The sequence below is a fragment of the Gardnerella sp. KA00390 genome (assembly GCF_049244075.1).
Lineage (GTDB): Bacteria > Actinomycetota > Actinomycetes > Actinomycetales > Bifidobacteriaceae > Bifidobacterium > Bifidobacterium vaginale.
In genome coordinates this window covers 1,047,780-1,071,552 of record NZ_CP058372.1, presented here as the reverse complement: position 1 = coordinate 1,071,552, position 23,773 = coordinate 1,047,780, and the positions used below count along the sequence as shown (strand labels likewise).

Here is a 23,773-nt window from a genome sequence, read left to right as displayed (position 1 = left end):
GCGAGTTAGTCTTAAATCATGATTGAACTTAAAACTCCATCCGAAATTGAAGCTATGAAGCCTGCAGGTCGCTTCGTTGGTAGTATTCTTAAAGACTTGAAAGCAATGACAAAAGTTGGCACAAATCTTCTTGAGATTGATGACTTTGTTCGCCAACGCATTATGAGCCGTAAAGGTGCGTCTTCTTGCTATGTTGACTACGCTCCTGATTTTGGAACTGGTCCTTTTGCTCACTACATTTGCACTTCTGTAAACGATGCTGTTCTTCACGGAGTTCCTTTTGATTACAACCTTAAAGACGGCGATTTACTAACGCTTGACTTAGCGATTAACGTTGACGGATGGGTTGGAGATTCTGCTATTAGTTTCGTGGTTGGAAAGCATGCGGATCCTGAAGATTTGCGCTTAATTAAGTGCACTGAGGAAGCACTTGAGGCTGGAATTAACATGGCTCAGCCTGGAAACCGTCTTGGAGACATTTCTGCAGCTGTTGGATGCGTTGCTCACGAGTATGGTTACAGCGTAAACCTTGAGTTTGGCGGTCACGGAGTCGGTCATATTATGCATGGTGATCCGCACGTTCCTAACGATGGCACTGCTCACCACGGCTACAAGCTTCGTCCAGGTCTTGTAATTGCAATTGAGCCATGGTTCTTAAAGACTACTGACGAAATTTACCAGGATCCTAAGGATGGTTGGACTCTTCGCTCTGCTGATGGTTCTCGCGGTGCACACACTGAGCATACGATTGCAATTACGGAAAACGGTCCTGAGATTTTGACCGTGCGCTAAACTTATAAATAGTTGATTTTGTAAGTATTTTGCGAGTAGTAATTGCGTAAAACAGGTATGTAAAGAGGTACTTTAAGTAAATGGCGGAATTTGATTTTTCCCAAGCATTAAATGATGTTGAAGCAAAGTATTCTTCGATTTCTAAAGCACTAGATGTCGATTCGTTGAAAGTTACGATTGCAGATTTAGAAAAGCAGGCTTCGGAGCCTGGACTTTGGGATGATTCTGAGCATGCGCAGCAGGTTACGAGTAAGCTTTCGGCAGCTCAGTCTCAATTAAAGCGTTTACAAGCCGTTGAGCAACGCATTGAAGATACTAAGACTTTGATTGAACTTGGTCAGGAAGAAGAGGATGCTGATTCTATGAGCGAGGCTCAAGAGGAGCTTGGCTCTATTGCTCACGAGTTGGACGATATGGAAGTTCAAACTCTTCTTGACGGCGAATATGATGCTCGTGCAGCGGTGGTGACAATCCGTTCTGGTGCGGGTGGTGTGGATGCTGCCGATTTTGCTCAAATGCTTCTTAGAATGTACTTGCGTTGGGCAGAGCGAAACGGCTATAAAACTAAGATGATGGATACGTCTTACGCAGAAGAAGCTGGTATTAAATCCGCCACTTTCCAAGTAGATGCCCCATATGCGTATGGTCGCCTTTCTGTAGAAGGAGGCACTCACAGAATGGTTCGTATTTCTCCATTCGACAATCAAGGCAGGCGTCAAACTGGCTTTAGTGCCGTGGAAGTAATTCCTCTTGTTGAAGCTACAGATCATATTGACATTCCAGATTCTGACATTCGTGTGGATACTTTCCAGGCGTCTGGCCCTGGCGGACAAGGCGTAAACACTACGTATTCCGCTGTGCGCATCACGCATTTGCCAACTGGTTTGGTTGTTTCAATGCAAGATGAGCGCAGCCAGATTCAGAACCGAGCTGCTGCAATGGCGGTTTTGCAATCGCGTTTACTTGTGTTAAAGCATGCCGAAGAAGCTGCTAAAAAGAAGGAGCTTGCTGGAGATATTAAGGCAAGTTGGGGAGACCAAATGCGCTCATACGTGCTTCACCCATACCAGATGGTTAAGGATTTGCGCACTGGCTACGAAACTTCGCAAACTCAGGCTGTTTTTGACGGCGATATTGACGGTTTTATTGAAGCTGGAATTCGATGGAGACACGAACAGAGAGTTGCAGCTAAAAAAGAAGCCGAGGAAAAGTCGCAAGCTTAGTCTGCACTAGGTAAAATTCAAGATAAAAGTCAGAATAAAAATCAAAAATAAAATATAAAATAGTTAAAAACAAAATTAAAGTATATCGTTCAATAGTTCGTAAAGGAAACTGCAGAATATGTCTCTGATTTCACTAGAACATGTGTCGAAGATTTATCCTAAGGGTACGCGCCCTGCTTTGGACGATATTTCTTTAGACGTTAATCGTGGCGACTTCGTGTTTCTCGTTGGTGCTTCCGGGTCCGGTAAAACAACGCTTTTGAGCTTGCTTTTGCGAGAAGAAGAAGCCACAAAGGGCGAGATTCACGTTGCTGGCAACGACTTGAGGCGCTTGGTAAATCGTCAGGTTCCACAGTATAGACGCACTCTCGGCTTTATTTTCCAGGATTATAAGCTGCTTAATAATAAAACCGTGTATCAAAATGTGGCTTTTGCACTAGAGGTTATTGGCACAAGCCGTTCTACGATTAAGTCGCTTGTTCCGCGAGTTTTGGAAACAGTTGGTTTAACTGGCAAAGAGAATAATTATCCGCATGAGCTTTCGGGTGGTGAGGCTCAGCGAGTTGCGATTGCTCGCGCGTACGTTAATCATCCGCAAATTCTTCTTGCAGACGAGCCTACTGGAAACTTGGATCCTACAACTTCTCTTGGAATTATGGAAGTTTTGGACGCTATTAATCGCACGGGCACTACAATTGTTATGGCTACGCATAATGAAGAAATTGTTAACTCAATGCGCAAGCGAGTTGTGGAGCTTCATGCTGGAAAAATTGTGCGAGACGAACGCGAAGGCTCTTATGATTCTGCGCTTTACTTCCCAGACGCAGATGTTGAGCAAAAGTCGAAAGCTCAGCAGGCAGTTGAAGGCGATTCAGGTGTTCGTACTGTGGCAGATTCAGGCTCTGATCACACTAGTTTTAACTCGTCTTCTGAAGATCCTAAAAATTACAGATTCATGTCTAAACGCGCAAAGCGTGCAGCTCAAGCAAAGCAGGCTATGGATGCTGTTGCGCAAACTTTGCAAAATGGTTCTGAAGATAATGAGGGTATTGCTCGACTTGCGCAATCTGTTCATTCAGGCAGAACGGGTAGATATGGTGAAGTTTTTCAGCCTTTAGAAACAACTATGACTTGGGGGCGTGGTCTTTCAATTCCACCAGCTCCTCCCGTGCAAAAGTCGAATGATGCTGAAGATATGAAGAATTCAGATTTTGCAGATTCTAGCAACTCTTCGGATTCTGGCGATTCTCTTGATTTAAGTGAGAATCAAAAAGATAAGAATAATACAGAAAATATTGTCGAAAACGATATTGAAAATTCTAGCGAAAATTCTGGCGAAAACGTCGGCAATACAAGCGAGAATCCAAGCGAAACTGGCGATTATATTGAATCTAAAGAATCCAATGAAAAAAGTAAATCTGAAGCCAGTAAAAGCGAAAATCTTAAGAACGAAGGAGACGAGTAATGCGATTGCAGTTCATATTCTCAGAAACGTGGATTAGCTTGCGCAGAAACGTTTCTATGATTGTTTCGGTAATGCTCGTTACCTTCATATCGTTCTTGTTTATAGGCGCATCTGTTCTTATGCAAGCGCAAATCACAAAAGCCAAAGGCGATTGGTATGACAAGGTAGAAGTTGTAGCATGGCTTTGCCCAGACGGTACAAGTCAGTCAGCATCATGTGCTTCTGGAAAAGCTCCTACTAAAGAAGAAATTGTAAAATTAGAGAACATTATTAACCAAGAGTTAGGTGATGATGTTTCGAATATTACTTATGTTAGTAGAAGCGAATTTTACAAGAACACTTTTCTTAAGCAATATCCTAATGGCTTATACCAGGGTCGCACTTTAACAGCTGCCGATATGCAAGATTCTTTGCGACTAAAGCTCACAAATCCAACAAAATATCAGGTTGTTTCAGAAGTTCTTTCTGGCAGAAATGGTGTTGAGGAAGTAGTAGACCAAAGGCAGATTTTTGACCCAGTGTTTAGCGTTTTGAATCATGCTACGGCTGTGACTATTGTGCTTGCTGCAGTTATGGTTGTTGTTGCGATTATGCTAACCGGTACAACTATTCGCATGTCTGCAGCCTCTAGAAAACAAGAGACGGAGATTATGCGACTTGTGGGCGCGTCTAATTGGACTATTCGCATGCCGTTTATTTTAGAAGGTGCTTTTGCGTCCCTTATAGGATCTCTGCTATCTGGATGCGCGCTAAGCATTGTTGTTAAAGTGTTTATTACAGATTGGCTTGCACAAAACGTTCGTTGGATGCCATTTGTGAATCAGACAACTGTTTGGATGACAGTTCCAGTGTTGGTTCTTGGAGCTGTGCTACTTTCAATAGTCGCCTCCGCGGTTGCACTCAGAAGATATCTGCAAGCGTAAATATAAAAGCAAAATTTAAATTATCAATAAATTATGAACATTAAAAATCATAAATAAAAAATCATAAATAGAAAAATTTTATCGATAATAGAATTTTCAATGTATAATTCGCATTAGTTGTGTTTGAATTTTCTACTTGAAAGGGAAGTAAATATGGAAAGCAAGAAATGCCATGCAAAATATTGTAAGCGCACTGTTGCAAGCGCGATTGCAAGCAGCTTTCTTATGCTTTCCGCTGGTATTGCCTTATATGCTTACCAGCCACTACGCGCTGATGCAGTTACCATGCAAGATTACAACAGGAAAGTTCAAAGTAATGCTGCTCTTAAAAAGCGTCTTGCTGGAGTAAATAAACAGCTTGCTGATAAGATTCTAGAGCTCAATGATTTAAACGAACATCAAATCCCTAATCAAGTCCGTGCTGCTCAGCAAGCTCAGGAGCAAGCGCAACAAGCTATGAGCCTTGTTGAATCAACGAATCAGCGTTTGCAGTCTGCGCAAAAAGACAAACGCGATTTAGAAGAAAAAATCAAGCAGACTGGCGAAGATTTTGATGATGCAAAGGCTGCTGTAGCTCAACTTGCTCGCAAAAGTTTCCATGGCTCCAATGCTTCTAACGTAATGGCAATGGTGACTAATTCCACTACTACCGAGCAGTTTGTTGGAAAACTTCAGTCAGAGGCTGCTGTTGCACGTAGCGAAGCAAATGCTGCAAATGATGCTGCTGTGACTTTGAGTAATTCTATGAATAGACGTCAGCGCTTAGCTGCTATTGAAACAGAGATTCAAAAATTAAAAGCAAAAGCTGATTCTGAGGCGCAGAGTGCTCAGGCTGCGGCTCAGTCTGCCAGTGAAAAGCAGCGTTCTCTTCAGTCTTTAAGAGATCAGGGAACTATTCTAAGAAAGCAGTTAGAGAGTCAAAAGAATAGTCTTACTTCTCAAGATGCTCGCGAAGCTGCGGAAATAATTGCTTTGAAGTCACAAATTGACGCTCAAGCTAGGGCTTTAGCTGCTACGGCTGCAGCTCGCATGAATCCTAATAATGGTAATCGTCAACAGCTTAGAGGCGGCGGCAGTTGGAATACTCCTTCTTTGCCCTCGCTGCCGCTTTCTAATGGTGCCGCAAATGGTATGAATTACGCGGTTCCTGGGAATTGTCCTGCTGGTTCTGGCAATTGCTATGGTCATAATACTGGTAACACAGCTGGAGGTTCTGCCTATCCAGCTCGTCAATGCACACTTTGGGCGTATTTGCGTAGATCACAGCTTGGTCTTCCAGTAGGATCCTTTATGGGCAACGGTGCTGATTGGGCGAATTCTGGGCGTAGACTTGGGTATCTTGTAAATCGCACACCGCATGTTGGTGCTGTTATGGTATTTGCTAGAGGAGCTGCTGGATCAGATCCTACATATGGACATGTTGCTGTTGTTGAACGCGTTAATTCGGACGGTTCGGTACTGATTTCTGAAGGTGGCGTTGGATTTGCTACGTTCCCGTCTTATAGGACTATTCGTAATGCTGGCAATTATGAGTATGTTCACTATTAATTTTTATGATTCGATTTAGGCTGGTGTAATTTGGATAAAAAACCTGGTTCAGATGGTACTTTAACTGTTGCAAGAAATAAAAAAGCAAATCACGACTATGCGATTGAAGATTGCTATGAAGCAGGTATTGCTCTTACTGGCACAGAGGTTAAGTCTTTGCGCGAAGGCAGAGCTTCTTTAGCTGAAGCGTTTGTGAATATTGATAGACGTGGTGAGATTTGGCTAGAAGGCGCAAATATTCCAGAGTACTTAAATGGCACTTGGAATAATCATGCTCCTAAGCGCAAGCGCAAGTTGCTTCTTCATGCGATTCAAATTGCTAAGCTTTCTAGGCAGATTGAAGCTAAAGGTTATACCATTGTGCCTTTGAGGATTTATTTTAAAGGCAGCTACGCTAAAGTTGAGATTGCTTTGGCGCGAGGCAAAAAAGAGTACGATAAGCGGCAAGCATTGCGCGAAGAACAAGATAAGCGCGAAGCATTGCGCGCTATGCGATACAAGAATATGCAATCTAGGTGATTTGCTGTTTTTTATTTCTTGCTTACTGTTGCGCGAGGGCTGGGTGTTTCTTGTCTCACAACGCTCCGCCTCTTACGTGTTTTCTGGTGTTGCGGTTGTTCCGATTTGGCTTTGATTTTGTTTTTTTGAGTTGAAGTTTGTTTGTAGTGGTGGCTCATTGGATTATTTGGTATCGGCTGCCGCTCTTATACTGTTCGACCAAGAATCACCCAGCCCTCTTACGTGCTTGAACAATTACGTGGTTTTTATCACTGAGATTCTCGATTTTTCTTCTTCATTCGATGAATCACCATCAAAGATGCTGAGGTTCATCTCATTCAGTGCGAAAAATCTCGAATCTCTACCCAGCTTGGTGTAAACGTACAACTTTGTAGTAGGTCTATAAACGACACGCCGTATATTATTCATTTTTGTGAATAATATACGGCTTTTGATTTTGCAATTCGTTATTTTTTGCTGATTTTTAGCATATTCATGTATGTCAATTTATGAATATTCAGTTTTTGCATTTTAATAATCGCAATTTAGTAGCGTTATCGTGTATAGTTATGCATATCACTGTAAATTATAAGTTATTTATTCTTTAAATATTGGACAGGAGAAGAAAATGCTTAAGTCAAATAAGATTTTTAAGTCAATTAAGCCTATTGCAGCAATTGCAACTCTTGCATTGATTGGATGCACTTGCGCGTGCGGTCCAGCTGATTCTAAGGCAGCAGATCCAGATGTGGCACGCAGCTACGATGTAAGCAAAGTTCAAAAAGACGATGAGATTGCAAAGCTTGTTCCAGAAAGCGTTGCAAAAACTGGCGAATTAACAGTTGGTGTAAACGTTAGCTATGCTCCAGCAGAGTTCTTCGCTGCAGATGGCAAAACACCAGTCGGCTACGAAATCGACTTTTCTAAAGCTTTAGCAAAATTGATGGGCTTAAAAGCGAAGATTATGCATGCTCAGTTTGATTCCATTATTCCAGCAATCGGAAGCAAATATAACGTTGGAATCTCGGGCTTTACTGTAAACGCTGAACGCATGAAGTCCGTTGATTTTGTAACGTACGCAAACGCTGGCTTATCTTTTGAAGTTCGCAAAGGAAACCCAACTAAAGTAGATCCAAAGAATCTTTGCGGCAAAAAAGTTACATTAGAAACAGGCACTGTTGGCGAGCCAATCATGGAAGAAGCTAAAAAGCAGTGCAAGGCAAATAACGATAAGCCACTAGAAATCATGAGCTTTAAGGAGCAGACCGACGCCACTACAGCATTGCTTTCTGGTCGTGCAGACGTTATGTATGCTGACACTCCTGTAGCTGGTTATGCTGCAATAAAGAACAATGGAAAGCTAGAGATTCTAGAAAGCAGCAACGACGCGGAGCCAATGGGTGCAGCTGTTAAGAAGGACGATGCTAAGATGTTAAAGCTCATTAAGGCCGCAATCGATAAGCTTATGAAGAATGGCGTTTATAACGACATTCTAAAGAAGTGGGGTGTTGAAAACGTTGCCATTAAGGAAGCACAAGTAAATCCAGAAGTCTGATCTTAAATTTGGCGTGCGTTTGTAGCTATTAGTATAGTGAAAACCGCACGCCTTATTTGTATTTAATATATTTGTACATCGCAAGTGCGTTAATTACTAGTTAATAATCCGCTAGTTATTATTCACATATGTGACAATTTAAAATGTTAATGGAGAAAATATGTTTAACAATGCGAGTAAGAAGCTTTCGCAAAATTCTGATGGTGATCGAATTCTACCAGTCAAAAAACCTGGACCAATCATAGCTGGCATAATCGTAGCTATAATTGCGTGCTCGCTGCTTTATTCTATAGTTACAAATCCGCGATTTGAGTGGAATGTTGTAGGCATATATCTAATAAGCGACAATGTTCTTACAGGCATTGCTTGGACTCTAATACTCACATTCTTGTCTATGATTATTGCAATCGTTCTTGCTATAGGATTAGCAATGATGCGTAAGTCTGTAAACCCTGTTCTTCGAGCCGTAAGCTGGTTCTTTATTTGGTTCTTTAGGGGTACTCCAGTTTATACGCAGCTAGTATTTTGGGGAATGTTTGCTGTACTTGTTCCTAAGTTGAGTATGGGCATTCCATTTACATCCGTTGAGTTTTTCTCCATTGATTCCAACGTTGTTATGACCTCTTTAAACGCTGCAGTTATTGGATTGTCCCTTAATGAGGCTGCGTATTTGTCGGAGATTGTTCGTGCTGGTTTAGAAGCTGTGGATGCTGGTCAGGTTGAGGCAGCTCAAGCTCTTGGCATGGGCAGGTCTTTGACTATGCGCAGGGTTGTTTTGCCTCAGGCTATGCGTATTATCGTTCCACCTTTGGGCAATGAGACTATCGGTATGCTTAAAACTACGTCTCTGGTTTTAGCTGTGCCTTTTACCTTAGAACTTCAGTTTGCAACAAATGCTGTAGCAAATCGTATTTATAAGCCGATTCCGTTGCTTATAGTTGCTAGCATTTGGTATTTAATTATTACGTCTATTTTGATGGTTTTTCAAGTTATGTTAGAAAAGCATTTTGGTAAAGGATTCGAAGCAAAAGACATTGTAAACAATGCTCAAATTAACTCTAATGCTGCAAAACGTGGAGATAATGCGATTAAAGCGAATAGTGACGCTGTAAAGGGTCGCAATAATGCAACAATGTTAGGTTTTAACGCATAAACATATAACGCATAAACCGCGTCAAAATTACAAATTTTATATAATCGTAATTAGATTTGAGGAAAAATGACTGATATTTTAACGGTTGATACACAAAGCCAAAATGTTACTAAAAGTGATACTCCAGCAGTAGTCATAAAGGATTTACACAAGTACTTCGGTAATCTTCAAGTCCTTAAGGGAGTTGACATGACTGTTAATCCAGGAAGTGTAACAGTCATACTCGGTCCTTCTGGAAGTGGAAAATCAACCCTATTGCGATTGATAAATCAACTAGAAAAAATTACGTCTGGTAAAATCACAATTTATGGCGAGCGCATTGGCGTAAAAACCGTTATACATAAAGGTAAAGAAGCATTGCAAGCGTTAAACGACAAAGAAATTGCAGCGCAACGCGCAAAGCTTGGAATGGTGTTCCAACGTTTTAATTTGTTCCCACATATGACGGCTATTGAAAACGTTATGGAAGCGCCAGTTCATGTTTTACACATGGACAAAACCGCTGCACGCGATTTAGCAATTAAAGAACTTGAACGTGTTGGAATGGCAGACCGCGTAGACCATTATCCTTCTCAGCTTTCGGGTGGTCAGCAGCAGCGAGTTGCCATTGCGCGTGCGCTTGCGATGAAACCAGAAATAATGCTTTTTGACGAGCCTACGTCTGCATTAGACCCAGAACTAGTTGGTGAAGTGCTTAACGTTATGCGTGATTTAGCTAATGATGGAATGACAATGATTGTTGTAACTCACGAGATTGGCTTTGCACGAGAAGTTGCAGATCAAGTTGTGTTCATGGATGGCGGAAAAGTTGTTGAATGTGGTACTTCAGGAATCATAGATTGCCCACAAACAGAAAGATTTAAAGATTTTCTACATCACGTTTTATAAGTGTTTTGCAAGTGTTTTTCGCGTATTTTAATAAGATTTTTGCATATTTTCGACATGTGTAGAAACACGCACACTTTATAACGTACAATAGAAAATTATGTGTGGCATTGTAGGATATGCAGGTTTTGGCACAGTTTGCTCAAAGCCTCTAGAAGTTTGCTTAAATGGGTTAGAACGCTTAGAGTATCGCGGATATGATTCATCTGGAGTAGCTCTTGCTGCTCCAGGAATGGATTCTATATGCGTACGCAAAAAAGCTGGTCGCTTAGCTGTTTTAAGAAAAGATATAGAAGCTAATCCAATGCCAGAAGCGAGTGTGGCAATAGGTCACACTCGATGGGCTACGAATGGCGCTCCTTGTGATTTAAATGCGCATCCGCATGTTAGTGCCGACGGAAAAATCGCACTTATTCACAACGGTATTATTGAAAACGCTATTAGTCTTAAAGAACAAATGCAAAAAGAAGGCATAGAGTTTTCGTCTCAAACAGATACGGAAGTTGCAGCAAAAGCGCTTGGAAAAATCGCGAATCAAATAATTGAAGAAACTGGTAAGCCAGATCTTTTTGAAGCAATAAGACGAGTTGCAAAAATTCTTAAAGGAGCTTTTACTCTACTTGCAGTAGACGCTAGACAGCCTAATATTGTTGCTGCTGTTCGTCACGATTCGCCGCTTGTAGTAGGTGTTTCAAATAACGAGTATTTTCTAGGCTCCGATGTTGCTGCTTTTGTTCAATACACAGATAAAGTGCTTGAAGTTGGTCAAGATCAGGCTGTTTTAATCGGAGATATAGAAGGAAACAAAAAAGCACAGCTTCGTCTTACTGATTTTGACGGCAATGAGATTGAAAACCCTAGTTACTTTACAGTAGACTGGGATGCTTCTGCAGTAGAAAAAGGCGGATGGGATTCCTTTATGGATAAGGAAATCCACGAAGATCCGCATGCCGTAGCCGATACTTTACGAGGACGATTCGACGCAAAAGGGAATATTATTCTTGACGAAGTTAGGATTAGTCAAGATATTTTGCGATCAATCGACAAGATAATAGTTGTGGCTTGTGGAACAGCAAGCTACGCTGGATTAGTTGCAAAATATGCGATTGAACATTGGGTGCGCGTGCCAGTAGAAGTGGAGTTGGCTCACGAATTTAGGTACAGAGACCCAATTTTAACGCATAGAACACTTGTTGTCGCAATATCTCAATCTGGCGAAACAATGGACACGCTAATGGCGTTAAGGCACGCGCGCGAGCAGGGTAGCCGCGTGCTTGCAATATGCAACACTCAAGGCTCGAGTATTCCGCGAGAATCGGATGCTGTACTTTACACTCATGCTGGCCCAGAAATCGCAGTTGCTTCTACAAAAGCATTTGTTGCGCAAATCGTAGCAGCATACATGCTTGGGCTTTATTTGGCTCAAGTCAAGGGAACAATGTACAGAGATGAGATTCAGCAAATTGTGTCTCAGCTTAAAGAAATGCCAGATAAAATCCAAAACGTTTTAGATACGCAAGCTGATTCGATTATGCAAGCCGCAAAGAAAACAATAGACGCAAAATCGTTCTTGTTCCTTGGCAGGCATGTTGGCTACCCAGTTGCTTTAGAAGGCGCATTAAAGCTAAAAGAGATTGCGTACACGTTTACAGAAGGTTTTGCGGCAGGAGAGCTTAAACATGGCCCGATAGCTCTAGTAGACAAAGGCGAGCCAGTTGTTGTGATTGTGCCATCTTCTAGAGGCAGAGACGTTTTACACGCTAAAGTAATCTCGGGAATTGAAGAAGTTAAGGCTCGCGGAGCGTTTACTATTGCGGTTGCAGAAGATGGTGATCCAGACGCTGAGCGTTACGCAGATATTGTGTTCTGGCGCCCTAAATGCCCAACGTTGTTAAGTCCTTTAGTAGATGTTGTAGCATTACAACTTTTTGCTATGAATATGGCAAAGCTTAAAGGCTATGACGTTGATAAGCCTAGGAATCTTGCAAAATCTGTAACTGTAGAATAGCAGTGAATATTATGTGTGCAAGAAGCCCGCAGAAAAGTCGCAAGCAGAATTTTGGTTGTTTTGTTATGCGTAATATAAACCGTAATATAAACCGCGTTTTTGTTCGTAATATAAAGCGCGTAATTTCTGCGATTACATGCGTTTTTATTGTTGCTTTTTGTGCGTCATGCGGATCTGTTGATTCTAGAACAAAAATAACAGTATGGTCTTGGGAACCAAGCATGAAGCGGATTGCGGCAGATTTTGAGAAACAAAATCCAGATATTCGCGTTAGTGTTAAAGATACAAGCGGATACAACAATCTTAATAGCGCTATTCAAGACGGTTACGGTATGCCAGATGTTGCCCAGCTTGAATACCACGCTTTGCCACAATACGCGGTTAGCGGACAACTTTTGGATATTACAAATCGCGTTCAAGGAACTCAAACATTCTATACGCCAGGCACATGGTCTTCTGTTCAATTAGGAGGACGAGTTTATGGATTGCCAATGGATTCAGGTCCTTTAGCATGGTTTTATAATCAAGACGTATTCAACCAAGCAGGTGTGGATGTTACGCAAATTCACACCTGGAAGGATTATCTACATGCTGCAAGAAAATTAAAAAATATTGGCGTTTATATTGCTGCAGATTCTGGAGATGCAAGTTTTTACAACGCTATGATTTGGCTTGCAGGAGGAAGACCTTTTATAACTTCTCACGATGGTAAAACCGTTACAGTTCGCTTAAGTAAAGACAAAGGAACAAAAGACTTTACTAAATTTTGGCAGTCCATGATTGACGAAGATTTGGTTGATACAAGACTTGCAACTTGGACTCCAGCTTGGAAAAGTGCAGTCGGTTCTGGCAGCGTTGCATCTGTTTTTGCTGGAGCATGGATGACATCGCTTTTAATGCATGATATTCCAGGCGGAGCAGGGTTGTGGCGTGTAGCGAGAGTTCCGACTATGAATGGAAACAATGACAATGCGCAAATGGGAGGATCTGCTCTAAGCGTCCTTCAGTCTAGTCGCAAGCCTGAAGCCGCGATGCGTTTTGTGAATTTTGTATGCCATGATCAGACTGGTATTAAAGAAAGAGTTTTATCTGGAGCATTCCCAGCAGACGTTGTGACTCTTAGAGACAAAGCGTTCCTAAACAAAACAATGGTTCGTGATTCTCGCGGAATCGATGTGCCATATTTCGGAGGACAACAATTCAACCGTATTTTTGCAGATGCAGCAAATCATGTAGATACAGGCTACAAATATTTGCCGTTTGAAGTATATTCTCGTAGCGATTTTCGTTTCACAGTCGGTTTGGCCTATGATTGGAACAGAAAATCAAGAGCACGTTTAACAGTGCAGTCGATGATTGATGCAGGCATTAAACAAGACGATGGTAAGGATTTTCAACTTCCAGACGACCCTGGTCCTAAAATTAGTCTTAAAGATGGTATTAATCTTTGGAAAAAAGACTTGAAAGAATACGGGTATAATCAGGGTTTTGTTGTGCGCTAGACTTATGCACTTTAGGTCTGTAATCCAAAGGAAAAGTCGCTAGCAGCCGATCGTTCGTCTATAAATCTCGTACATTCCTTTAAAAATCAAATTTGGATCGTAATAATCAATAGTTTCAACGTCTTTTTCAAAAAGTCGTCCCAAGCCGCCTGTAGCAACAACCTTAAAAGGCTCATTTATTTCTATTTTGAATTGCTCAATCGTGCGCTCAATTCCACCCAAGAAGCTGTAATACAATCCAGCTTGCATAGCAGGACGAGTTGATTTTGCAAGAACGGATTTAGGGCGAGAAATCTCAACTTCTGGAAGCTGAGCAGTATTATCCCATAGAGCTGCAGCCGCCGCACTAATTCCCGTGCAAATAAGTCCGCAAGTAATTGCTCCGCTTTTATCAACGTAGTTATAGGTTGTAGCTGTGCCAAAATCTATAACTAATACGGGGCCACTGTATTCGTAAAACGCGCCAACACAATCCGCTAAGCAGTCTGCTCCCAAAGAGCGTGGCTCGTCGATGCGAATATTTACGCCAGTTTTTACGCCAGGGCCTACAATCATAGGGTCGATTTGCAAAAACTTAACAATGCTTGCGCGAAAAGAGTGCATAACCTTTGGGACAACCGAAGCAACAATAACATCTTCAACATCGTTTACGCTAAAACCGCTAAGATTTAAGAATTGCGTAATCATAATGCCGTATTCGTCGGAAGTGTGATTTGCTTTTGTAGTCATTCTATACGTGCCAACAATCTTGCCGTTCTCCAAGAATCCAAGCACAATATTCGTGTTGCCAATGTCTACTGCTAAAAGCATATTCGCCTCCGTTGCGTTTGTTGCGTGTTGCCAAACTTAAGTATTCGCATCTTTAGAGCAATACTACATTAATGCTAAGTCCGTTGCGTTCAATTTGATTGTTTGTGCTTGCTGCTTTAGAAAATCGCATAAAAGTGTGGCGGTGTAGCACAGTAGGTGATAAAGTCGAAAACAATGGCAGCGAGGCTAGAAAGGAAATGTAAATGATAAATCGTCAAGCAATATTGCACCGACCACTTTCACAATATGCGTATTCTACGGCAGAATATTGTTTAACAATTCGCTTGCGTGCGGCAAAGAATAATCTTTGTTCATGCGTTTTGCATTACGGAAATCGCGTCGATTTGACTCCGTTAGATCAGTTCTGCACGCTGAAAATGGAAAAGATTGCAAGCGACGATTACTTTGACTACTATGAAGCAAACATAAGCAGCGATTTAGATAGAGTTTGTTATTACTTTGAGATGCAAGATGCGGATGAGCGCTTGTATTTGTACGCCGATACTATTGCGACTGATTTTCCAGAAGATCGTACAGAAGTCTACCAGTTCCCATTTATTCGCCGCGAGGAGATTAGCGACGTTCCTAATTGGCTTAAAGAGGCTGTTGTTTATAACATTTTCCCAGATAGTTTTGCAGATTCTAAACGTGGCATAAGTTGCGAGGCAAAAGATTATTTTGATGAGAAAACTGGCCAAACTTTACACACTCGTTTAGGTGGAACCATTAGAGGAATAATCGAAAATCTTGATTATATTGAGGATTTGGGCTTTAATTGCTTGTATTTAAATCCTATTTTTAAAGCTGCAGAATACCATCGTTACGATCTTCTTGACTACTACCATGTTTGCCCTAATTTAGGAACGGACGACGATTTTAGGGAGCTTGTTAGCGAGGTTCATAATCGCGGCATGCACATAATTATTGACGGCGTTTTTAATCATTCTAGTTGGTATTTCTTCGCGTTTGACGATGTTGTTAAAAATGGCGAAAATTCGAGATACAAGGATTGGTTCTATGGATTAAAGTTCCCTGTTAAGCGCCCCGAAGATGGTAAGCGCCCAAGCTACACGTGTTTTGCGTATGAGCGTAAAATGCCAAAGCTCAATACTTCTAATCCCGAAGTTCGCGACTATTTTATGGACGTTTGCCGCTATTGGCTTGAAGATTTTGATGTTGACGGTTGGCGTTTGGATGTTGCGAATGAAGTTGATAAAGACTTTTGGCGTGCCTTCCGCTCTGTTGCTAAAAAGACTAAAAAAGATAGTGTGCTAATTGCTGAGATTTGGGAGAATTCTGAGCGTTGGCTACAAGGAGACATGTTTGACTCCACTATGAACTACGAATTCCGCAAAGTTTGCCGCGATTTCTTTGCTTTTGGCAAGATTAATGCGCGCGAGTTTAATAGTCGATTTGTAGATATGCTTTTAAGATACCCATTCCCGATTGTTCAAGGTCAATTGAATTTGCTTGATAGCCATGACGTTAGTCGCTTTAGAAGCTTGTGTGCTCAAAGCTCTTCGGAAGCTTGCGACTTTTCTACGGCAGATAAGCGATTCCGCTTGGCTGAGCTTTGTTTGCTTACATCTGTTGGAGCCCCAAGCGTGTTCTATGGTGATGAGCTTGGTGTAATTGGTTTTGAAGAGTGTGATTATCGAGCGCCTATGCCTTGGTCAAATCCTGTCAGCGATAATCGTGATTTATTCCGCGAACTTATAAAATTGCGTAAAAATAACGATTGCTTTATTCATGGTAATTTTAGAGTTCTTGACTATGATGAGCGCGGAAAGTTTGTGTTTGCGCGAGAAACTGACTCTAAGCGTGTTGTTGTAGCTTTAAATGCGTTTAATGAATCTAACGATTCGTTTAGTGCTTTGCCTGATTGTAAGCCGATTATTAGCTACAATTATGATGCTCAAAATCAATCTCTTGGAGCTTTTGGATACGCGATTTTTGAAGTAAAATAGCGATTTATTAGCGATTTTACTGGCGATTTAATCAATAAAAGTGGCACTTAATCAAGTTATTTAAGTGCCACTTTAATTTACAAACGCAAGATATCTATAAGCTTAAGAAAAGCTGGTGTATTCTAGTGTCTTCATCAAGCTCTGGGTGAAAAGCTGTTCCGATTTGATTTCCTTGGCGAGCTGCAACAACGTTGCCATCTACTGTTGCAAGAGTTTCGGCATTAGGACCGACTTGCACAATATAAGGCGCGCGAATAAACGTCATCGGCACTTTGCCAAGATTTCCAAACTCAGATTCGTAGTGGAAGCTTCCAAGCTGGCGGCCGTAAGCGTTGCGCTTAACTGTAACGTCTAGTGTGCCAAATCCGCTAACTTCGTTACCTTCCACGTTTTTTGCAAGCAAAATCAAGCCTGCACAAGTGCCAAGAACTGGCATTCCGTTTGCAATCTTCTCGCGCAAAGGTTCGAGCATATTTTGCTCTTTGAGAAGCTTCGATTGCACAGTGCTTTCGCCGCCCGGTAAAACAAGGCGGTCAAAAGACTGCTCCAAGTCGCGCACTTGACGAAGCTCAATAACGTGTGCGCCTAATTTTTCAAGCATTAAGCGATGTTCAAGAAAAGCACCTTGAACAGCTAAAACTGCTACAGTATGCGAGCAATTATTTGTATTGATAGGTGAGTTTGCCAAAATAATTCGCCTCAATTACTCGCCGCGATTTGCCATTAAAAGCTTGATTTCCTGCTCGTTAATACCAACCATCGCTTCGCCCAAATTCTCGGAAAGCTTAGCAATCATTTTAGCGTCTTTGTAATTAGTCACAGCCTTAACTATTGCAGCAGCGCGCTTTGCTGGATCTCCAGACTTAAAGATGCCAGAGCCAACAAAAACGCCTTCTGCACCAAGCTGCATCATTAAAGCAGCGTCTGCAGGGGTTGCAACACCGCCAGCTGCAAAGTTTACAACAGGAAGTTTGCCGTTTTGTGCAACGTACTTTACAAGATCGAAAGGCACGCGCAAAGTCTTAGCTTCCTCAAAAAGCTCATCTTCGCGCATGCTTGTAAGCTTGCGTATTGCGGAATTCATCATGCGCATGTGGCGCACAGCTTGAATAACATCTCCAGTTCCAGGCTCGCCCTTTGTGCGAATCATGGAAGCACCCTCGTTAATCCTGCGCAAAGCTTCTCCCAAATCTTTTGCACCGCAAACAAATGGAACTGCAAAATCGCGCTTGTTAATGTGGTAAACGTCGTCTGCTGGGCTAAGCACTTCGCTTTCGTCAATGTAATCAATCTCAATAGCCTCAAGCACCTGCGCTTCAACAAAGTGACCAATACGGCATTTTGCCATAACAGGAATAGACACAGCTTCTTGAATGCCGTGAATCATAGCTGGGTCGCTCATTCTAGAAACTCCGCCAGCCGCGCGAATATCGGCAGGAATACGCTCCAACGCCATTACAGCGCAAGCTCCAGAATCTTCAGCAATTCGCGCCTGCTCCGGAGTAGTAACATCCATAATCACGCCGCCCTTAAGCATTTGTGCAAGCTGGCGATTTAGAGCAGTGCGGTCTTGGCTGCCGTTATTTTGCGGATCCGAGGATTCGTTTACTGTTACCGTAGTATTCAAGTTCTCTGCCATTATTCCTCGCTTTTTACTAAACCTATTAAACGCATTTTTATGTTGTACATTGTTATACTACACATTTTCATGCATCTATTAAACGTATGTATTTTGTTAATATGCAAGCTAGCGTGATTCTAATCTTTTTAGGATTTTGCGCACGTTTGCAAGTTTACGCCTGTTGGCATTTAACCACATTCGTAGGATATATGGTAATAAAATAGGCTTAAAATATCTGAAAAATCATGCAAATATGCAATGTGTTGTTTAGACTCACCGCATCTTCGTTTGACTTGTGAATCGGATACGATTGTGTTTGCCGTTGACTTTATGGTTGCGAAAGTTGCAGCTAGATAAAGCGACGAGCTGTAAAACAGAATAAATATAAATTAAATATAAATAATGTATCTAATTACAATCCAGAAAGGTTTGTTGAATGGATAACAAAGAACCCAAAGATGGCGCGTACAATAACGACGCGACCGATAAATTCTATGGGCAAGAAAACGCAGAGCAATCGCAATTTAGTTCTAGTACAGATGCTTCGCTTAACGCTGCGTCTAAAAGGGGATATAAAACTAATAAGCGTGGTTTAGGAAAATTCTGGCTTGTTTCTGTAGCAATCGTAGTAATTGCAGTGGTTAGCGCTATTATTGCAACGTTTACAGGTCCGCAAAAAAATCCTGCAAGTCAAACATCTTCTACACAAGTATCAAATAAAACTGTGTCAATCGGATTAAAACTTGCTCCTACAAATCTCGATATTCGCAATCAATCTGGCTCTTCCTTGGAACAGTTATTGATTGGAAACGTGTATGAAGGTCTTGTAGCTAGAAATACTAAAAATCAGGTTGTTCCATCCCTTGCAAAGAGTTGGGAAATAAGCAAAGATGGCTTAAAGTACACGTTCCACATGCGTAAGGGAGTCGTGTTTTCTAACAAGCACAGGCTTACTGCTAAAGATGCTGAGTGGTCTTTTAACGAGCTTGTTGCAAAGAAATATCGCGGATCAAACATGGTTGGAAAAGTTGAATCCGCTAAAGCTAAAGATGATTACACGTTTGAAATCAAGCTTAAAGAGCCAAACGCAAAGCTTTTGTGGGCGTTGTGCTCTAGAGCTGGCTTAGTCTTCGATAAGCTTGCGAATTATGATGCTAAAACTCAAGCTGTTGGATCTGGCCCGTATTTGGTAGAAAAGTTTGTGCCGAATGACCGTGTTGTGTTAAAGGCAAATCCGTGCTACAAGGGTATTAATAAGCCTAGAACATCAAAAGTTGTTGTTCGCTATTTTGTGGATGATGTTGCTGCTGTAGATGCGCTTTCTTCTGGAGCTGTTCAAGCTTTGGCGCCTATTTCAGGTCAGCTTGCTAAGACTTTTAAAGCGGATGCAAAGCGCTATGTTGTTAAAGCTGGAAACAGTACCGATAAATTTGTGCTTGCTATGAACATGAATGGTGAGCGGACTAAAGATAAGCGCGTGCGCCAAGCGATTCGATATGCTATTGACCATAAGCAGATTATTGCTTCACGCGGCGGTACGGATGCTTTGCTTGGCGGACCGATTCCTTCTCTTGACCCAGGATATGAGGATTTGACTAATATTTACACTCATGATGTTAAGCGCGCTAAGTCATTGATGAAGAAGGCTGGTTTCAGCGAATCAAATCCTTTGCATCTTTCGCTTACATACCCGAATATTTATGGAACGCAACTTGGTGACCAGTTGAGGTCTCAGCTAAAGAAGATTGGCATTGATCTGAAGGTAAACATTGTAGAATTTACTACTTGGCTTCACGACGTTTATAACAATAAAAACTACGATTTGTCTATGGTAGATCACAATGAAAGCCATGATTTTGGCCAGTGGGCAGATTCTAAATATTACTATGGTTACAACAATAAGCAGGTTCAGGATTTGTATGCTAAGGCAATGCTTTGCGCGAATACTAAGGAGTCTAATAAGCTTCTTGCCAAGGCTGCGAGAATCGTTAGCAAGGATGCTCCTGCAGATTGGTTGCTTAATTATAAGGTTGTTACAGCTAAGGTAAAGAATCTTGAAGGCATGCCTTTTGATATTAATCAAGTTCTTTTGCCGCTATACAACTTGCGACTTAGCTGATTTGCTCTAAATTCTCCCGAGAATGTTGCTGATTTACGGCGTGTTGGACTACAAAGTGCGGAGATAGTTGACGGGTTTTGTAGCTCAAAATGGTGTGTAGAGCAACAAAAAGCGGAAAAGATTGACGGGTTTTGTAGCTCAAGATGGTGCGCAGAGCAACAAAAAGCGGAAATTTTCGGAAAACATTAAATTAAGTAAGGGGTTTGTATGAAGCGCATGATTCTTCGACGCATCACGTTGTTTTTTGTAGCGCTGCTATTTATTTCTGCAATCGTATTTCTTGCTCTTAGAGTTTTACCTGGAGACGTTGCTCAAGTTATGGCTGGCTTAAACGCGCCAGATGGAAAAGTTGAGCAATTAAGACGCGATTTAGGATTAAACAAGCCCCTTTTCGTTCAATATTTAGAGTGGATTTTTGGCGTTTTTAGAGGCGACTTTGGTGTTTCAATGCTCACTGGTCGCTCCGTTGCATCCACTATTGCTATGCGTGCTAGTATAACTTTTCCACTTATTTTCCTTGGACTTTTAATTGCGCTCGCAATTGGTATTCCTCTTGGATGCTTGCAAGTTTTGCATTCTGGCAAGGCTTCGCAAGTAGTCGCAAGGTTTTGTGCTATTACAGCAGGATCTGTCCCAGCTCTTTGGGGTGGAATGATTTTAATCATGATTTTTGGCAAGGGTATTGGTTTGGTGGAGCTTTTCCCTACTCAAGGTTTTCCAACAGATGGTTGGCGTGATTTTGGTAGTGCGTTTTTGTCTTTGATTCTTCCAGCGCTAACAGTTGGCATTATTGTTGGATCTGGTTTTATGCGTTACACTGCAGCATCGTTAGAACAGATTTCTAATAGCGATATTGCTTTGCAGACTATGGCTTGTGGAATGACTAAAAAGCAAATGATTTGGAGAGTCGGCTTGCGATTAGCGTTGCCGCAGCTTGTGTCTATAATCGGCTTGACTTTTGCGCACATGATTATGGGCGTAATGGTTATTGAAAATCTGTTTTCGCTTCCTGGAATGGGTATGGGTCTTGTGCGCGATGTTGGTTTGCGAGATCTTATATCTGTTCAAGGCAATCTTTTTATGCTTTCTGCATTGTTCTTGCTTGTTGGGTTTGCGATTGACGTGTTGCATCGTTTGTTGGATTCAAGACTTAGCCAAGATTCAAGTGGGGAGTGATTCAAGCAATGATTAAGTTTTTAAGCCGCATTTGGCGCGGAATTATTGGAAAATTTGTTTGTATTGTTTTGTGCTTGTGGATTTTTGTAGCTGCGCTTTCTTTTGTGTGGACGCCTTATTCTCTTCTAGAAACAAACGGATACCAGGTATGGCAAAAGCCTTCGCTAAAGCATTGGCTTGGCACAGATGGCACGGGTGCAGATATGCTTAGTTGGCTTATGGCTGGTTCTAGAGTAGAGATTTTGCTTGTTATTTCAACAATTGTGATTGCAAGCGTTGTTGGGTTTGTGATTTTAAGCTTTACGATTTGCCGTGTTCAAAAAATTCGTTCCGTAAGCATTATGGCAGTAGATGCTTTAATTTCCATTCCAACGGTTTTGATTGCGCTTATGCTTGCTGTGCCTCTTGGAGCGTCCGTTCTTGTAATCATGCTTGCATGCGGATTCGGCTACGGCTTAAATCTTGCGCGTATTTTACGTCCAAGTGCTGTTCTTGTTCTTAAGTCTAACTATGTTGATTGCGCGATTTCTAATGGCGCTAGCAGAAGTTACGTTTTGCTAAAGCATGTTCTTCCTAATATTTTGCCAATTGCTTCCGTTCAGCTTTCGCTTTCTGCAGGAACTGTTATTTTAGCGGAAAGCGGATTGACTTATCTAGGTGTTGGTGTTCCTTCGGGAGTGCCGAGCTGGGGTCGTGTTCTTTCTACTTCGGTTACTTTGATTCACGTTTATCCGCTTGCGGCTCTCTGGCCTGGTCTTGTTGTTACTTTAACAGTTTTGGCTCTTAATCTTTTTGGCGATGTTTTAAGAAGTGTTACAAATCCAGCAAATAGGGAGTCTAAGAATGAGTCTTGATATAAAAGGATTATCTCTTAGCATTGGATCTTCGCGCATTTTAAGTGATGTTTCACTTAACGTTAAAGATGGTGAGCGCGTTGGGTTAGTTGGATCTTCTGGCTCTGGTAAATCAATGCTTTTAAGAGCTGCGATTGGCCTAGTTCCGTCTAATTGCAAAATCACTGGCTCTTGCCATGTTGGCAATGCCCAAACTGTTGGCGCTAACGATTCTGCGCTTGCAAACATTCGTGGCAAGTATGTTGGCGTTGTTTTTCAGCAGGCGGATCGTGCTCTTAACCCCGTTATGAGTGTTAGCGAGCAAATCGCATTACCTCTTAGGCTTCATTACAATTTAGACGAAGACGATATTCAAAATCGCGTTAAAGTTATGCTTGAAAAAGTTGGTTTAGGCGCGAATATTTTGAATAAGCGCACTTTTGAGCTTTCGGGCGGGCAAATGCAACGAGTTGGAATTGCTACAGCGCTTATAACTTGCCCTAAGTTGATTCTTGCAGACGAGCCGACTACTGCTCTTGATTCTGTTACGCAAAAAGATGTTGTAAATATGCTCACTTCTTTAGTTGATAATATGGGCGCTTCAATGCTTTTTGTTACTCACGATTTTTCGGTACTTTCTCGCGCTGCTACTCGTTGCTATGTTTTGGATTCTGGGCGATTAGTCGATAGTGCGCGTGTTGGTGAATTGCTAGAAAATCCTAAGGTGCGCTCTACTAAACAGCTTGTTCTTGCTGCGCGAGCTTTAAGTCTTAGTAAAAATGATTTAAGTTTAGATAATAATGATCTAAGCCTTGACTGTAAAAGTGATTTAAATAAGAATAATTCTTCTAAAGATGATTGCATTTTTAAAGCTAAAAACATTCACGTTGTTTTAGGAAGTTCAAAGACTCGGGTTGAAGCATTAAAAGGCGTTGACTTTAATCTTAGAGTTGGCGAATCGTTAGCGCTAATTGGCGGATCTGGAAGTGGTAAAACAACTTTGATTCGCTCTTTACTTGGATTGCAAGAAATAAGCGAAGGAAGAATAGAGTATTGCGGCAAAGTTGTTGAAACTGTTAAAAACGCTAAAAAATTAAGTTTAAAAGATTCTGCTTACGTAAATATGAGAAGACAATGTTCGCTTGTATTTCAGCATCCTTTTGCAGCTTTAGACCCGCGTTGGACAGTTAGAAAAAGTGTTTCTGAGCCGCTTGAAATATGGCGTAAAAACATGAGTTCTGATTCAAATACTGTTGATTCAAATACTGTTGATTCACATGTTATTGATTCTAAAGTAGATGATGTTTTGAATTTAGTTGGATTAAATCCTAATGTTTTTAGCAAAAGATACCCTTGCGAGCTTTCGGGTGGGCAAGCTCAATGCGTTGCGATTGCGCGCGCGCTAATCAATAATCCTAGAGTTTTGGTTGCAGATGAGCCAATGAGCGCAATCGATGTTGCTGAGCGCACAAGAATCTTAGATGCTTTTAATGTGATTCGTGCGAATCGCCCTAATATGGCGTGCGTATTCGTTAGTCACGATCTTGGTATGATTCAGCATTTGGCGTCTAGTGTTGTTGTTCTAAAAGATGGCGTTGTTGTTGAATCTGGGAATGTAAGTCAAATTTTAACTAATCCAAAACATAGCTACACGCGTGAACTTATTGATGCTGCTACTTTGTAAGTCTGTATCTG

General features: G+C 41.6%; 19 protein-coding genes. 16 read left to right on the top strand and 3 right to left on the bottom strand.

Going from position 1 to position 23,773, the window contains the following annotated elements; all coding sequences use genetic code 11:
• Nucleotides 1-18 precede the first annotated feature (18 nt).
• The 11 genes from map (at nucleotide 19) to HXT53_RS04215 (ending at nucleotide 13,552) form a co-directional block, all read left to right on the top strand.
• Nucleotides 19-792, top strand: coding sequence for a type I methionyl aminopeptidase (gene map, locus HXT53_RS04265; protein WP_004107450.1), 774 nt, complete (start codon nucleotides 19-21; stop codon nucleotides 790-792).
• An 80-nt stretch (nucleotides 793-872) separates the two neighbouring features.
• Nucleotides 873-2,015 carry a peptide chain release factor 2 gene (gene prfB, locus HXT53_RS04260; RefSeq protein WP_004117700.1) on the top strand — a complete coding sequence of 381 codons (1,143 nt, stop codon included), beginning with the start codon at nucleotides 873-875 and terminating at the stop codon, nucleotides 2,013-2,015.
• Nucleotides 2,016-2,133: 118 nt separating this feature from the next.
• Nucleotides 2,134-3,480 carry a cell division ATP-binding protein FtsE gene (ftsE, locus tag HXT53_RS04255; RefSeq protein ID WP_004114920.1) on the top strand — a complete coding sequence of 449 codons (1,347 nt, stop codon included), beginning with the start codon at nucleotides 2,134-2,136 and terminating at the stop codon, nucleotides 3,478-3,480.
• Nucleotides 3,480-4,403: a permease-like cell division protein FtsX gene (gene ftsX / locus HXT53_RS04250; protein ID WP_103013187.1), complete on the top strand. Its 924-nt coding sequence runs from the start codon at nucleotides 3,480-3,482 to the stop codon at nucleotides 4,401-4,403. Before ftsE ends, ftsX begins: the two co-directional genes overlap by 1 nt.
• Before the next feature lie 153 nt (nucleotides 4,404-4,556).
• Nucleotides 4,557-5,951, top strand: coding sequence for a CHAP domain-containing protein (locus HXT53_RS04245; protein ID WP_102720716.1), 1,395 nt, complete (start codon nucleotides 4,557-4,559; stop codon nucleotides 5,949-5,951).
• Between the two features lie 30 nt (nucleotides 5,952-5,981).
• A complete protein-coding gene (smpB, locus tag HXT53_RS04240) occupies nucleotides 5,982-6,470 on the top strand; it encodes an SsrA-binding protein SmpB (protein ID WP_004113499.1) in 489 nt (162 codons plus the stop codon).
• A gap of 607 nt (nucleotides 6,471-7,077) precedes the next feature.
• Complete coding sequence (locus HXT53_RS04235; RefSeq protein WP_004114929.1) at nucleotides 7,078-8,004, top strand: ABC transporter substrate-binding protein; 927 nt, start codon at nucleotides 7,078-7,080, stop codon at nucleotides 8,002-8,004.
• A gap of 160 nt (nucleotides 8,005-8,164) precedes the next feature.
• Nucleotides 8,165-9,157 carry an amino acid ABC transporter permease gene (locus HXT53_RS04230; protein ID WP_004113501.1) on the top strand — a complete coding sequence of 331 codons (993 nt, stop codon included), beginning with the start codon at nucleotides 8,165-8,167 and terminating at the stop codon, nucleotides 9,155-9,157.
• A gap of 66 nt (nucleotides 9,158-9,223) precedes the next feature.
• Complete coding sequence (locus HXT53_RS04225) at nucleotides 9,224-10,045, top strand: amino acid ABC transporter ATP-binding protein (RefSeq protein ID WP_065189464.1); 822 nt, start codon at nucleotides 9,224-9,226, stop codon at nucleotides 10,043-10,045.
• A gap of 97 nt (nucleotides 10,046-10,142) precedes the next feature.
• The gene (glmS, locus tag HXT53_RS04220; protein ID WP_174142867.1) at nucleotides 10,143-12,050 is read left to right on the top strand and encodes a glutamine--fructose-6-phosphate transaminase (isomerizing); all 1,908 of its coding nucleotides are present in this window, start codon (nucleotides 10,143-10,145) and stop codon (nucleotides 12,048-12,050) included.
• A gap of 11 nt (nucleotides 12,051-12,061) precedes the next feature.
• On the top strand, nucleotides 12,062-13,552 hold the full coding sequence (locus tag HXT53_RS04215) for an ABC transporter substrate-binding protein (protein WP_075038910.1): 1,491 nt from the start codon (nucleotides 12,062-12,064) through the stop codon (nucleotides 13,550-13,552).
• Between the two features lie 39 nt (nucleotides 13,553-13,591).
• On the opposite strand, the gene HXT53_RS04210 is transcribed toward HXT53_RS04215, so the two are convergent.
• Nucleotides 13,592-14,362, bottom strand: coding sequence for a type III pantothenate kinase (locus HXT53_RS04210; protein WP_174142866.1), 771 nt, complete (start codon nucleotides 14,360-14,362; stop codon nucleotides 13,592-13,594).
• A 203-nt stretch (nucleotides 14,363-14,565) separates the two neighbouring features.
• Between HXT53_RS04210 and HXT53_RS04205 the strand changes: the two genes are divergently transcribed.
• Nucleotides 14,566-16,329 carry a glycoside hydrolase family 13 protein gene (locus tag HXT53_RS04205; RefSeq protein WP_009994174.1) on the top strand — a complete coding sequence of 588 codons (1,764 nt, stop codon included), beginning with the start codon at nucleotides 14,566-14,568 and terminating at the stop codon, nucleotides 16,327-16,329.
• A gap of 94 nt (nucleotides 16,330-16,423) precedes the next feature.
• Here HXT53_RS04205 and pdxT read toward each other — a convergent pair whose 3' ends face one another.
• Complete coding sequence (gene pdxT / locus HXT53_RS04200; RefSeq protein WP_421780001.1) at nucleotides 16,424-17,017, bottom strand: pyridoxal 5'-phosphate synthase glutaminase subunit PdxT; 594 nt, start codon at nucleotides 17,015-17,017, stop codon at nucleotides 16,424-16,426.
• Between the two features lie 15 nt (nucleotides 17,018-17,032).
• Complete coding sequence (pdxS, locus tag HXT53_RS04195) at nucleotides 17,033-17,866, bottom strand: pyridoxal 5'-phosphate synthase lyase subunit PdxS (protein ID WP_042711222.1); 834 nt, start codon at nucleotides 17,864-17,866, stop codon at nucleotides 17,033-17,035.
• Nucleotides 17,867-18,386: 520 nt separating this feature from the next.
• Between pdxS and HXT53_RS04190 the strand changes: the two genes are divergently transcribed.
• The 4 genes from HXT53_RS04190 to HXT53_RS04175 all read left to right on the top strand — a co-directional run bounded on the left by HXT53_RS04190 (nucleotide 18,387) and on the right by HXT53_RS04175 (nucleotide 23,762).
• Entirely contained in the window at nucleotides 18,387-20,069 is a 1,683-nt protein-coding gene (locus tag HXT53_RS04190; protein ID WP_174142865.1) for an ABC transporter substrate-binding protein, read from the top strand.
• 207 nt (nucleotides 20,070-20,276) lie between these two features.
• Nucleotides 20,277-21,245 carry an ABC transporter permease gene (locus tag HXT53_RS04185; RefSeq protein ID WP_102720714.1) on the top strand — a complete coding sequence of 323 codons (969 nt, stop codon included), beginning with the start codon at nucleotides 20,277-20,279 and terminating at the stop codon, nucleotides 21,243-21,245.
• 8 nt (nucleotides 21,246-21,253) lie between these two features.
• Nucleotides 21,254-22,099, top strand: coding sequence for an ABC transporter permease (locus HXT53_RS04180; protein WP_174142863.1), 846 nt, complete (start codon nucleotides 21,254-21,256; stop codon nucleotides 22,097-22,099).
• Entirely contained in the window at nucleotides 22,089-23,762 is a 1,674-nt protein-coding gene (locus HXT53_RS04175; protein WP_410309117.1) for an ABC transporter ATP-binding protein, read from the top strand. Before HXT53_RS04180 ends, HXT53_RS04175 begins: the two co-directional genes overlap by 11 nt.
• The last annotated feature ends 11 nt before the right edge of the window (nucleotides 23,763-23,773 follow it).